Below are 12,968 nucleotides of genomic sequence, written 5' to 3' on the forward strand. Positions count from 1 at the left end.
GCGGACCTGATTGACAAGGCAGATGCCATGATGGCGCGTTCCCTCATTGTGATGAAGTTTGGCGGCACCTCCGTTGCACGCCCGAAAAACTGGGAAATCATTGCGCGCCTGGCCCGAAAACGTCTGGCCGATGGTGAGCGCGTGCTGATCGTGCATTCGGCCCTCTCGGGCATTTCCAACCTGCTCGAAGCGCTCCCCGGCCTTGCACTGGCGGGCGAGGGCGAAGCGGCTGCGGCAGCCATCCGCCAGCGCCATCTCGATTTTGCGCAGGAGGCCGGGCTGGATGGCGCGGCGATACTGGCGCCGTGGTTTACCCGTCTTGATGCGCTGACCGCCGGCATGGCGCTGGTGGGCGAAGCGAGCGCGCGTGTGCGGGCCGAAACGATGGCGCTGGGCGAACTCATGGCCTCCGCGCTGGGTCTTGCATTGCTGAAAAAGCTGGGCGTCGCGGCTGAAGGTCTGGATGCGCGCGAGGTTCTGACCGGCACCAACACCCATGACGAGGCACGCAGCTGGCTCGATAATGCGGTAAGCGAGGAGCGCGATGAGGCGCTGATCGCCCGGCTGGCGGCCCATGATGTGATCCTCACCCAGGGCTTCATCGCCTCGCGCGTGGGCGGCGGCACGGTGCTGCTGGGCCGGGGCGGGTCAGATACGTCGGCGGCCTATTTCGCAGCGCGCGCCGGTGCTGCGCGGGTGGAAATCTGGACCGATGTGCCGGGACTTTTCAGTGCCGATCCGCGCCTGACAGACGGGGCGCGCATGCTGATCGCGCTCAGCTATGAGGAAGCGCAGGAAATCGCCACGATGGGCGGCAAGGTGCTCCATCCGCGCTCGGTCGGTCCGGCGCGGCGCGCGGGCATTCCGATGCTGGTGAAGGACACTTTCCGCCCGGACTTGCCCGGCACGCGCATCACCGGCGAGCCGGGCGATGACGCCCCGCGCCTGAAGGCCGTGTCAGTCAAAACGGGTGTGCGCCTGGTGGTGATGGAAGGCTCTGGCATGTGGCGTCAGGCGGGCTTTCTTGCCGACATTTTCGCCGCCTTCAAGCAGTGCGGCATCTCGGTCGATCAGGTTTCCACCTCGGAGACCAATGTCACGGTGTCGCTGGACCCTGATCCGGGCCTTGATGCGGCGCGCCTCGACATGTTGCGCGCGGCGCTGGCACCCTTGTGCCGGGTACGCATCGAGGAGGGCAAGGCGGCTGTCTCGATGGTGGGTTATGGCATTCGCCGCATCCTCCACCAGCTTGCGCCCGCCTTTGAAGCCTTCCAGCAAAAGCCGGTGCATCTGGTCAGCCAGGCGGCCAACGATCTCAATTTCACCGTGGTGGTGGACGAGGCGGACGGTGCGGCGCTGGCCAAGAACCTGCATGAAAGCCTGATCGGGCAGATGCCGGAAGACCGCGTGTTCGGGCCGAGCTGGGCGGAGATCAATGCGCCCGCAGTCAAGGCGTCCGGCCCGGTGCGGCCCGCCCCGTGGTGGGAAGCACGCCGCGAGGAGCTGCTGGCGCAGGCACCGCAGAGTGGTGGTCTCTACGTGTATGATCTGGCGACGGTGGCGGCGCGCTCGCGCGCCGTGGCGGGGCTGTCCAGCGTGGATGCGGCCTGGTTCGCCATGAAGGCCAATCCGCATCCTGACTTGCTGCGTTCGGTGGAAGCCTCCGGCATCGGGTTTGAGTGCGTGTCCATGGGCGAGGTGGCGCGCGTGCGCGAGACGCTCCCCGACCTGCCCGCTGTCCGTATCCTCTTCACACCGAACTTTGCCCCGCGCGACGAATACGAAGCGGCGATGGCGCTCGGCACGCATCTGACGATTGACGGGCTGCACCCGCTTCGCGAATGGCCGGACCTGTTCGCGGGCAAGGAGATCATATTGCGCGTCAACCCGGACCGCCCGCGCGGCCATCACGAGCATGTGCGCACGGCGGGACCGAAGGCGAAGTTCGGCATTCCGCTGGAGCAGATCGGTCACGCCGCCGAGCTGGCGAAAGCCGCTGGCGCGAGCATAAAGGGCCTGCATGCCCATGCCGGTTCAGGCATTACCGAGGCCGGGCACTGGCGCGAGATCGGCCGCATACTGGGCGAGGCCGCTGCGGGCATAGGCGGCGTGAAGATCATCAATGTCGGCGGCGGGCTGGGCGTGCCGGACAGTCCTGAGGCGCCCATTCTCGATCTGGCCGAAGTGGACCGCGAGCTGGCGGGGGTAAAACGCGCGCTGGACGGGGTTGAGCTGTGGATGGAGCCGGGGCGTTATCTGGTGGCCGAGGCGGGCGTGCTGCTGGCCCGTGTCACGCAGGTGAAGATGAGCTTTGGCACCCGCTTCATCGGCATCAGCACGGGCATGAATTCGCTGATCCGCCCGGCGCTCTATGGCGCTCGCCACGAGATCGTGAACCTTTCCCGGCTGGGAGAGGCACCTGCCGGACTTGCCTCCATAGTCGGGCCGATCTGCGAGAGCGCCGACCTTCTGGGCGCTGACCGGCTGATGCCGGAAACGCGCGAAGGCGATGTCGTCCTGATCGCGGAGGCGGGCGCGTATGGCGCGGTGATGAGCTCGCGCTACAATCTGCGTGATCCGGCGGGCGAAGCGGTGGTGTAGGCGTTCGCCTACATCCCGTTCAGCGCGATCAGGCCGGAGCCGCGAAGGCCGGTAATGACGAACTCGACCGCCAGCGCGGCCAGGATGATCCCCATGATCCGGATGGAGACCGTGCGCGCGCTGTGCGAGACCATCCGGTCAAGGAAGGGCGCGACCAGCAGGGCCGCCAGCAGCAGGCCGACCACGATCAGTACCACGGCTGCGAAAACCCCCATCTTCACCGGGCTGGTGGAAGCCTGCTCGGAGAAGATGATGAGGGTGGTGATCGTGCCGGGGCCAACCGTCATGGGGATGGTGAAGGGATAGATCGCCGGATTGTCGATATTCTCCTGCGTGGCGCGCTCGCGCTCTGTGCCTGCGCTGGAGGTGTGGCGCGAACCGGAAATCATGGTCAGCGCGATGGTGAAGAGCAGAATGCCGCCCGCAATGCGGAAGCTGTCGATGGCAATGCCGAACAGGCCCAGCACAAACTTGCCCGCAATCGCGATGGCAAAGCAGGCGATCATGGTGGCAATCGCCGCCTGAATGGCCATTTTGCGCTGCGCCTGCGGTGTGTTTCCGGCTGTCAGGGACAGAAAGACCGGCATGGCGGCAAGCGGGTTGATCATCGCGAAAAGCGCGGCGATGAACCGGCTGAAGAATTCAAGTTCCATGGCCGTGGCGGCGTCCCTGTTAGCGTGTGTTCTGGCGCGCCTGCCACTACGCGCTCACGCCGGTCCATGCAAGGACAGCCTCACCCTCATCGCGGCATTGCCGCTATGTGAAAAAGCGGTGTTCGCGGCGGGCGAAACATTGCCGGGTCACAATGGTGCGGTTATTTGGTCGGCAGCAGCAAGGCTTTACCGATGCAATCTGATCCGATCCGGCTGGAAGTGCGCGGCGCTACCGCCCATCTCATTCTCAACCGGCCCGAAAAGCGCAACGCGCTCAACGGGGCGATGTGGGGCGCTATTCCGGTTCTGCTGGAGCGGGCGCTGACCCATGACGCGGTGCGCCTGCTGGTGGTCAGCGGGTCCGGGGGCAGTTTTGCCGCCGGGGCGGATATCTCCGAGTTTGAAGAGGTGTACGCCACGCCGGAGCGGGCAGAGGCCTATTCGCGCAGTATTGCCGCCGCGCTGGATGGCCTTGCCGCCTTCCCGCGCCCGACACTGGCCATGATCGAGGGGGCATGCGTGGGCGGGGGGTGCGGCCTTGCGCTCGCCTGTGACATGCGCTTTGCGGCAGAGGGCTCGCGCTTTGGCATCACGCCAGGCAAGCTGGGGCTGGTCTACACGCTGAACGATACCGCGCGCCTCATCCGGGCTGTGGGTGTTCCCACCGCCAAGGACATGCTGTTCTCCGGGCGGCTGCTGGATGCACAGGAGGCACTGGCAGCCGGCCTCATAAACCGTCTGGTACCGCTGGACCGTCTGGCAGGCGAGGTGGAGGCCTATGCGAGCCTTCTGGCCGCGACATCACCCAACTCGGCGAAGGTGACCAAAGAGCTCATCGCGCTGATCGAGGCCGGGCAGAGCGAGGATGACGACGCGACGCGCGCGCTCTTCCTGGAGGCGTTTACAAGCGCGGACTTTCAGGAGGGCTACCGGGCCTTCCTGGAAAAGCGCAGCCCGAAGTTCGGCAAGGGGTAGAAGTCCCTCGCGTCCATTCCCTGTTGCATTGCAGCAAGAAAAGCGCTTCGCTTCGGCGGACAAAAGGGCGGACGCATACCCGCCGTCAAAAAACCGCTCCGGCGTATCGGGGCCAAGGCTGCAAATACAATCAGGGGAATACGGAATATGAGCGATATCCGGTTTGACGGCCGCGTGGCGATCATCACGGGCGCAGGTGCGGGTCTTGGCCGGTCGCACGCGCTGGCGCTGGCCGCGCGCGGGGCGAAAGTCGTCGTCAATGATCTGGGCGGCGCGGTCGATGGCACGGGCGGCTCGATCAGCGCCGCGCAGGCCGTCGTCAACGAGATCGAGGCCAAGGGCGGCGAAGCCATCGCCCACGGCGCAAACGTCACCAAGGCCGATGAAGTCGCCGACATGGTCGACAGCACTATGAAAAAATGGGGCCGGGTCGATATCCTCGTGAACAATGCCGGAATCCTGCGCGACAAGAGCTTCGCCAAGATGAGCCTTGAGGATTTCCGGGCTGTTCTGGATGTTCACGTCATGGGCGCGGCGACCTGCACCAAGGCGGTGTGGGAGATCATGCGCGAGGCCAATTATGGCCGCGTGGTGATGACCAGCTCATCGTCGGGCATTTACGGCAATTTCGGCCAGTCCAATTACGGCGCGGCGAAGATGGGCCTGGTTGGCTTTATGAATGTGCTACATCTGGAAGGGGCGAAGAACAATATCCGCGTCAACGCGCTCTCCCCCACCGCGCGCACCCGCATGACCGAGGGGCTGATCCCGGAAGAGGCGCTCAAGCTGATGACGGTGGAGAGCGTCACGGCGGGGCTGGTCTATCTGGTCAGCGAGGACGCGCCGAGCCGCACGGTGCTGTGCGCCGGGGCTGGTGGATACGCCGCCACGCGCATCTATGAGACGGACGGCATCTTCCTGCCGCCTGCTGAGCAGACGCCGGAAAATGTCGCGAAGCATTTCGCGCAGATTATCGATCCCAAGGGTCAGGAGCCCTATGAGCAGGGCGGTCAGCAGACCATGAAATTCATTGCCAAGGCGGCTGAAGCGGCAGGCGTAAAGCTGGGGTAGAAGGCAGCCTGCGGATACCTCCCTCGTCGTTCCCGCGCAGGCGGGAACCCAGAGCCGCCTGGCAATGGCTTTCGCCCTATGATCTCTGGATCCCCGCCTGCGTGGGGATGACGAACGGGAGGCGGGCGTTCGGCCCCGGATCGCGGCGCGTCCGGGGCTTCAACGGCTTCTAGTCCGGCTTGCGGTAGTGGATGATGCCCCAGGCCAGCAGGCCCTCATCGGCGGCCGTCACCCAACTGGTGAGGCCACCCAGCATGCGCTCCACATACGCCTCTGACACCTCGCCCTTCAGCTCGCCGCGCCGGGCAACAAGCTCCTCGCGTACACGCGCATAATGGGTGCGCAGCTGGCCTGTCATTTCCTCACAGCGAGCATCTTCAAGGCCGAGCGCATGCAGCGTGCGCCGGTAGAAGGCAAAGGAGCCGAGGCTGGAGAGGTGAATGCGGTCATAGACCGGCTGCAGGGCCGCCGGGTCATCGACAATGTCGGCCTGCATCGGATCGGTAAAGATGATCTCCCCGCCGGGTTTGAGCACGCGTGCGGCGTTCTGCAGGACGCGCTCCCGGTCGGCCGAATGCAGGAAGGCGTCCTGTGACCAGACGATGTCAAAGCTGGCATCGGGATAGGCAAGGTCTTCAAACGCGCCATGATCGACGCTGATCCGGTCTGAAAGGCCCTGCTCAGCCGTCAGTTCGCGATTGCGCGCATTCTCCACATCCGAAAGATTCAGGCAGGTGACATGCGCCCCATGCTCGCGGGCTAGATAGCGCGCCGCCCCGCCATAGCCTGCGCCCAGATCCAGCACCCTGGCGCCCGGCTTCAGGCCGGCCAGCCTTGATGCCATGTGGGCGACGGTCTTGCGGCTCGCCTGCCGGATCGGGCTGTCCGCGGCATCATAAAGGCCGACATGAATATCCTCTCCACCCCAGATCAGCGCGTAGAAACGGTCGGCATCATGGCTGTCATAATAGGTCTCAGCCGTCTTCACGGCCTGCTGCAGATCAGCTTGCATAGCTTTTCTCCGCCACATGGATGAAGAAATCGGGATCGTGATCGTTATAGGTTTCCTGGAAATCGCCGTAGGTGCGCACGCGCTGGAAGCCGATCTCTGTCATCAACCCGCGCACATAGTTCTTGCGCAGCGGAAACATGTTCAGGTGATAGACCGAGTTGTCGGGAAACTCGTAGCGGAAGCGCGCCAGGCTATCATCGACATATTCGGGCGCGGCCGAGACCTGATCCCCGCAATAGTAGTATTTGTGCTTGCTGTCGAAACCGACATCCAGGATCGCGTCATAATTGCGCTGGTCCATGATGAGGATCCCGTCATGCTTGAGCGCGGCATAGAACTCGGCCAGCGCACGGCGGCGATCCTTCTCGTCATGCAGATGGGTAAAGGAATTGCCCAGGCAAATCACGGCGTCATAGCGGCCATGAATGTCACGGTTGAGTGCGCGCCAGTCGGCCAGCGCCGTATGCAGGACCAGGCCGCGCTGGCGGGCATTCTCAAACGCCTTGGCCAGCATCTCCGCTGACCCGTCTGCGCTGGTGACCTGAAATCCGGCTTTGAGCAGCTGGACGGAGTGAAACCCCGTACCGGTGGCGACATCGAGCACGTCGGTCTTGCCGCGTGCGCGAAGAATGTCGATGAAGAACTGGCCCTCGCTCTCGGCGCGGGCGTCCCAGTCGATCAGCTCGTCCCACTTCTCCACGAAGCTTTTGACGTATTCCTTCTGGTAGTGGTCGGACTGGCGCACCTTCAGCGGGTCGTCGCCGTAATTCTGCCTGGTGATTTCTGGCTCTGCGCCGGTCTGGACGCGCGTTTCCACAGGGCCGGTCATGGACTGGCCTCCTTGAAATTGCTTTGCCCCCTCTTTGAAAAGCATGTCGCGCGGGGGACGGAACGGTGTGAGCGGGCGGACCATAAGCGATCCGGTGCGTCAATGTAACCGCCATTCATGGAAAGCTTTGATCCACGGCGCTGAAGGTCTAAGACTGGGCGCGAATGCGGGCGATCAAGGCACCGCACCGGATTTCGAGGAGACATATCATGCGTGAAGCCGTCATCGTATCGACTGCGCGTACACCCATTGGCCGGGCCTATCGCGGCGCATTCAACAATACCCAGGCCCAGGAGCTGGGCGGCCATGTCATCGCCGAGGCGGTGAAGCGCTCCGGCGTCGACGGAGCAGAAATCGACGACGTGGTGATGGGCGCTGCCATGCAGCAGGGCTCCACCTTCCAGAACACGGCGCGCCAGTGCCTCATCCGCGGCGGGCTGCCCACGAGCGTGTCCGGCCAGACGGTTGACCGTCAGTGCGCGTCGGGCCTGATGGCGATCTCGATGGCGGCCAAGCAGATCATTTCTGACGGCATGACGGTCACGGTCGGCGGCGGTCTTGAGTCCATCTCGCTGGTCCAGAACGAGCACATGAACCTGCACCGCGCGTTTGATCCGTGGATTAACGAGCACCGCCCGGACCTCTACATGTCCATGCTGGAAACGGCCGAGATCGTGGCCGAGCGCTACAAGATTTCACGCGAGGCGCAGGACGAATATGCGCTCCAGTCCCAGCAGCGCACCGCCGCCGGGCAGGCTGCGGGCAAGTTTGATGACGAGATCGTGCCGCTCGCTTCCAAGATGGGCGTGATGGACAAGGCCACCGGCCAGATCTCCATCGTCGATACCAAGCTGGAAAAGGACGAGGGCAATCGCGCCGACACCACGCTGGAAGGGCTGCAGGGCCTTCGCACCGTTCACGCGAACGGCCAGAAGGTTAAGGAAGGCAAGTTCATCACCGCCGGCAACGCCTCCCAGCTTTCTGATGGCGCATCGGCCAGCGTGCTGATGGAAGCGAAAGAAGCCGAGCGCCGGGGCCTGACCCCGCTCGGCGCCTATCGCGGCATTGCCGTGGCGGGTCTTGATCCGGACGAGATGGGCATTGGCCCGGTCTATGCCGTGCCGAAGCTGCTCAAAGCCAATGGCCTGAAAATGGACGATATCGGCCTGTGGGAGCTCAATGAAGCTTTCGCCGTGCAGGTGCTCTATTGCCGCGACAAGCTGGGCATCCCGAATGACCGGCTGAACGTCAATGGCGGGGCCATCTCCATCGGTCACCCCTATGGGATGAGCGGTGCGCGTATGGTTGGCCATGCCCTGATCGAGGGCAAGCGCCGGGGCGTCAAATACGTCGTCATCACCATGTGTGTTGGTGGCGGTATGGGCGCGGCCGGCCTGTTCGAGGTATACTAGGCCGAACTGGTGGTGAGGGGGCGCATATGCGTACAGCTTGGCTGATTGCAGGGCTTGCCAGCCTTATGGCTGGCCTTGCGGCCTGCGCCCCCACCACGTCCGGCGGGCTGGCCAGCGGTTTCTCCGCTGTGCCTGCGCCCGCAGACTTCACCCCGCGCGAACCGTCCCGGCCTGAACTCTCCGGCTATATCGCCGAAGGGGATGGCTTCTCGCTGGAGCTGACATTTCATGAAGGCCCTGGCGGCGGGGTGGAAATCAGTACCATCATCCATATGGCGGGTGCCGCCGGGCTCCTTAGTCCCGCTTTTGACATGGCCGAGCCCTGGCTTGCTGGCGGCGTGCGCCGCTTTGAAGGCGGTATGAGCCGGGATGGTGATGTGACGCTCATTTTGCAGCCAGGTCCCTGCGCCATCGGGGATATGCGTTACGGTCATTTTGCGGCGCTGGAGATAGACGGACGGTCCTATGAGGGCTGCGCGCGCGAGACCGGCCCCTATCCGCTCTGGACGCATGAGATTGGCGAGTTCCTGCCCGCTATCGAGGCGTGCCGCGCGGACAGCGCTGTGTCCTCGCTCGCTCATGTGCGCGGGGCTGGCGAACGCCGGGTGAGCCTTGCCTACCGGGATGGTGACAGCCAGATCGTGCGCTTTGAGTATCCCGGCAATGGCCGGTTTGACTGCACCTATACCGGTCAGGGCGTGCGCTGGCGCGCGGTTTCGGACCATGAACCGGCCCTGCCGGGGGAAGGCGATCCCTTCTATCTGCCGGGCCGTATGCCCGAAGCGGGGGAGGGGTGTTTCCTCTATGAACGCGTGCGCGGCGCAGACGGGCGCACGCTCGGCGCTCTCGCGCATGACGGCTGCGCCGTGACGCCTATCGGCTGAAATCTCGCACATCGCGTGCGACTCACGCCATTTTCGCGGCCATGCTGATACTGGTCCTCACCCTTCTTGCCCAGATATCGCCCGAACCGGAGCGTTCGGGCCTGATTGATGCCTATCTGACTAACGTTCAGGCAGGTTCGGCAGATGTCTGGCTGGCGCTCGACGCCCAGCCTTCCACGCTGACAGCGACGGGCAGCGATGGCAGGCTTGATGTCGTGCTGGAAGGCTTTGCCTGCGAGGCGCGCGAGATACTGCCGCCCTCTGGCCGCCCCGTAACCCGCCTGCAGACCGGGCCGGGCGCGGATGGTGGCTGCACTATCCGCCTTGAGGGTGAGTGGCGCGAGGCGCAGGCTTTTCTGGGCGAGGGCGGCGTGCTGGTGGCGCTGGACGGGGTGGAGCTGAGCGCGGCTCCGCTGCGCCCTGTGGCCAGCGCTGGCACCACCAGCCGGACGCCAGATCAGGCTGGTCCTGCCCCCTCAGGCCAGGCACAGCCTGCGCCAGATGGTGCAAGGTCTGCCGGTGATACAGCCCCTTCCTCCGCCGCGCGCCCGACAGCTCTGGCTGCCGGCGGAGAAGCGTGCGCACAGAGCGCCTCGCGGCTGGAAGACACGCCGTGGGACCTCAACGCCATGTCGTCCCACGCAGATTGTCTGGCTGGTTCAAACAGCACGGCCGACGCGATCACGCTGTATGAGCGGGTGCTGGCCTTTGAGCCCGGCCATTATGGCGCGGCGCTTGGCCTTGCCCGTATGCGGGCTGCACAAGGTGACACCGCAGCGGCGTCTGCCCTGTTTCAGACCGCTGCCGAAAGCGCCCGGACCGATGGTGAGGCGCTGGCCGCGCGCCATGCGGCCGAAGAGCTGCAATAGCGCTGATGCATCCGGTGCGATTTCGGCGGGGCGGTTAAACAGACAGAAACCCCTTCCTGATAGAACCCTGCATGCCGGACATAGATCTGGCTGGGTGTTCATCAAAAACCGCATGCAAGCGGTTCACTAACGGGTTGGGTGAAATCATGAAAATCGTGAAATCTGTGTGCATGGCCGCTGTACTGGCTTCGGGTCTGTTTGTTGCTCCGGCGATGGCGATGAATGACCGCGAGACGGTTCGTGTCGTGGCCCCCGAATATCCGCGTGGCGCCGAGCGCCGCAATCTCGAAGGCGCGGTTTCCGTTCGCTACAATGTCACCGAGTCCGGTGAAGTGGCTGACGTGGAAATCGTCGAAGCGACGCCGGCTGGCGTTTTTGACCGCGCCGTGCTGCGCGCGCTTGAGCAATGGCAGTATGCGCCCGCCGACGAAGTGACCGAAGGCGTGGAACAGGTCTTTAACTTTGCGTTTGCAGGCTAGGGGCTAAGACGAAAAGGCGGCGTCAGGGGTGATTCCCGGCCGCCTTTATTCGCGCCCAGGGCGTTAACCCTAACGGGAGACTAATGATGCAACTCAATCTTCACTCGGTGCAGACGCGATTGATCGGGGCGTTTGCCCTAGTGGCACTGGTAGGGGTTGCGGCGGCCCTGGCCGGTGTTATCGCCCTGCAGAGCACGCGCGGCGCCCTGAGTGAAGTTGTTGACGAGGCGGCCCCCATGGCAAGCGCGGCAGGTGCGCTGGACGCTGCCAGCAGCGCGATAACAGGCGAGCTGGCCGCCTTTGCACGTTCGTCTGACACGGTTGACATGACCGCGTCCGAGACACGCCTGCAGACCCTTTACAACGGTGCGCGCACTGCGGTGTCGGCGCTGTCCGAGGCCGGGCTGGCTGCGGCACGTACCGCCAGCCTGACGGCGCTGCTGGATGATCTGGCCGCCGGTATTGAAGCGGCGAATGCGCCCACAGCGGCAAACCTTGAAGCGCGTAATGCGCGCCTTAACGCCATTTCCGCGGCCATTAGCGAACGCGCGCAGGCCGTTGCCGCGCTGGAAGCCGGTCTGGAAAACGCGGCCGGTCAGGCCGAGCTGGAAACCTTCCTGCGCATCATGGTCGATCTGAATCTGATACTTACCCAGTACGCGGAGCTTGATGGCGCCATGTCGGCTGGCGAGGTCGCTGATGTCGAGGGCCGCTTCGAGCTCGCGATGGATGAGCTTCTGGTCAATCTCGCCATTCTCGGCGATGCGGCCAGCGCAGAGGTGACGCGTTCGGCGGAGGCGCTTGTCTCGCGCGGCGAAGGCCCGCAAGGGGTTTTTGCGCTGCGCCGTTCGGAGATCGAGTCGGAAATCACCGCCACTGATGCGGTGGAAGATGCCCGTATCGCGCATGCCATGCTGGCTGCCGAAGTCGAACAGGTCGTCGCACAGGCCAACGCCATGGCAGCGGCTGCGCGCGCCAATGGTTTCACCGCCGTTCTGTCCGGCCAGATATTGCTGATCGTGATGGCGATCGGCGCGGTTGCCATTGCCGGACTTATCGGCTGGATTTACGTCAACAATAACCTGCTCAACCGGCTGACGCGGATCTCGCGTACCACCACCGCCCTGGCGTCCGGCGATACCGGCCAGGCGCTGGACGATAACGCCCAGGACGAAATCGCCGATATGGCCCGCGCGGTGGCCGTTCTGCGCGAGAACGAGATTGAACGGGTTCGCCTGGCCAGCGAGAGCGAGGCCGAGCGCGCGGCCCGTGAAAAGCGGACCAAGGCCATCGAGGCGCTGGTGCACGAGTTTGAATCAACCTCCAGCCGCGCCCTGGAAGAGGTGTCACGCGCGGCGGGCGAAATGGAAATGGCCGCCAATGCGCTCACCGAAAGCTCGCGCAGCGCGGCCGGTCAGACCGCCGAGGTCAACGAGGCAGGTGTTCTCGCTGCCCAGAATGTCGATACGGTTGCGGCGGCTGCCGAGGAAATGACCTCCTCCATTGCCGAGATCGCCCAGCAGATTTCGCGCTCCTCCACCATTGCGCGCAGCGCCGCTGATGAAGTCTCCGGTGCCAGCGCGGATGTGACCGCGCTCAGCGAAGCGGCGGGCCGGATCGACGGCGTGGTGCGCCTGATTAACGAGATTGCCGAGAAGACCAATCTTCTGGCTCTCAACGCCACGATCGAGGCAGCGCGTGCGGGTGAGGCAGGCAAGGGGTTTGCGGTGGTGGCTTCCGAAGTGAAGACGCTGGCCGAGCAGACCGCGCGGGCAACCGGCTCCATCTCCGAACAGGTCAATGGCATTCAAAGCGCCACTGGCAAGGCCGTCAGCGCCATTACCGCCATTGGCACGGTCATCCGCGAGATGAACGAGATTTCCACTGCCATCGCGGCCGCCATGGAAGAACAGCGTGCCGCCGCCGAGGAAATCACGCGCTCGGCGCAGGAAGCCGCTGGCGGTACGCGCCGCGTATCCCAGGCCATTCAGGGTGTGGACGCTGCGGCGTCGGAAACCGGCCAGTGCGCAGCCCAGGTGAACGAAGCCTCGCACGGCCTGACACAGGAAGCCGGCACGCTGCGCGGCGCGGTCGCCCGCTTCCTGGAAGGTGTGCGCGCGGCCTGATCACTTCTCAGCGCCGTCAGGTGAACGGGGGCGCTTGCCTCTGCTGACGGCTTTGCG

General features: G+C 64.4%; 11 protein-coding genes. 8 read left to right on the top strand and 3 right to left on the bottom strand.

Annotated elements, in window-relative coordinates; genetic code table 11:
• The first annotated feature begins 27 nt into the window (after nt 1–27).
• Nucleotides 28–2,601, top strand: a complete 2,574-nt coding sequence (locus AB6B38_RS00415) for a bifunctional aspartate kinase/diaminopimelate decarboxylase (RefSeq protein ID WP_371393650.1) — start codon at nt 28–30, stop codon at nt 2,599–2,601.
• 8 nt (nt 2,602–2,609) lie between these two features.
• On the opposite strand, the gene AB6B38_RS00420 is transcribed toward AB6B38_RS00415, so the two are convergent.
• Nucleotides 2,610–3,254: a MarC family protein gene (locus AB6B38_RS00420; protein ID WP_371393651.1), complete on the bottom strand. Its 645-nt coding sequence runs from the start codon at nt 3,252–3,254 to the stop codon at nt 2,610–2,612.
• Nucleotides 3,255–3,446: 192 nt separating this feature from the next.
• Between AB6B38_RS00420 and AB6B38_RS00425 the strand changes: the two genes are divergently transcribed.
• A complete protein-coding gene (locus AB6B38_RS00425; protein WP_371393652.1) occupies nt 3,447–4,229 on the top strand; it encodes an enoyl-CoA hydratase/isomerase family protein in 783 nt (260 codons plus the stop codon).
• A 147-nt stretch (nt 4,230–4,376) separates the two neighbouring features.
• Nucleotides 4,377–5,300: an SDR family NAD(P)-dependent oxidoreductase gene (locus AB6B38_RS00430; protein WP_371393653.1), complete on the top strand. Its 924-nt coding sequence runs from the start codon at nt 4,377–4,379 to the stop codon at nt 5,298–5,300.
• A 169-nt stretch (nt 5,301–5,469) separates the two neighbouring features.
• On the opposite strand, the gene AB6B38_RS00435 is transcribed toward AB6B38_RS00430, so the two are convergent.
• Together AB6B38_RS00435 and AB6B38_RS00440 are read right to left on the bottom strand one after the other, a co-directional pair.
• On the bottom strand, nt 5,470–6,312 hold the full coding sequence (locus AB6B38_RS00435) for a cyclopropane-fatty-acyl-phospholipid synthase family protein (RefSeq protein WP_371393655.1): 843 nt from the start codon (nt 6,310–6,312) through the stop codon (nt 5,470–5,472).
• Complete coding sequence (locus AB6B38_RS00440) at nt 6,302–7,141, bottom strand: class I SAM-dependent methyltransferase (protein ID WP_371393656.1); 840 nt, start codon at nt 7,139–7,141, stop codon at nt 6,302–6,304. Before AB6B38_RS00440 ends, AB6B38_RS00435 begins: the two co-directional genes overlap by 11 nt.
• A gap of 209 nt (nt 7,142–7,350) precedes the next feature.
• Here AB6B38_RS00440 and AB6B38_RS00445 point away from each other — a divergent pair, with 209 nt between their 5' ends.
• The 5 genes from AB6B38_RS00445 to AB6B38_RS00465 all read left to right on the top strand — a co-directional run bounded on the left by AB6B38_RS00445 (nt 7,351) and on the right by AB6B38_RS00465 (nt 12,911).
• A complete protein-coding gene (locus tag AB6B38_RS00445) occupies nt 7,351–8,553 on the top strand; it encodes an acetyl-CoA C-acyltransferase (RefSeq protein ID WP_371393657.1) in 1,203 nt (400 codons plus the stop codon).
• 26 nt (nt 8,554–8,579) lie between these two features.
• Nucleotides 8,580–9,437 (top strand): hypothetical protein, encoded by an 858-nt coding sequence (locus AB6B38_RS00450; protein ID WP_371393658.1) that lies wholly within the window; start codon nt 8,580–8,582, stop codon nt 9,435–9,437.
• A gap of 41 nt (nt 9,438–9,478) precedes the next feature.
• Nucleotides 9,479–10,306, top strand: coding sequence for a tetratricopeptide repeat protein (locus AB6B38_RS00455; protein WP_371393660.1), 828 nt, complete (start codon nt 9,479–9,481; stop codon nt 10,304–10,306).
• A 71-nt stretch (nt 10,307–10,377) separates the two neighbouring features.
• The gene (locus AB6B38_RS00460) at nt 10,378–10,785 is read left to right on the top strand and encodes an energy transducer TonB (protein ID WP_371393662.1); all 408 of its coding nucleotides are present in this window, start codon (nt 10,378–10,380) and stop codon (nt 10,783–10,785) included.
• A gap of 86 nt (nt 10,786–10,871) precedes the next feature.
• Nucleotides 10,872–12,911, top strand: a complete 2,040-nt coding sequence (locus AB6B38_RS00465) for a methyl-accepting chemotaxis protein (RefSeq protein WP_371393663.1) — start codon at nt 10,872–10,874, stop codon at nt 12,909–12,911.
• Nucleotides 12,912–12,968 lie beyond the last annotated feature (57 nt).

This window comes from Glycocaulis abyssi, assembly GCF_041429775.1.
In the GTDB taxonomy this organism is placed as follows: domain Bacteria; phylum Pseudomonadota; class Alphaproteobacteria; order Caulobacterales; family Maricaulaceae; genus Glycocaulis; species Glycocaulis abyssi.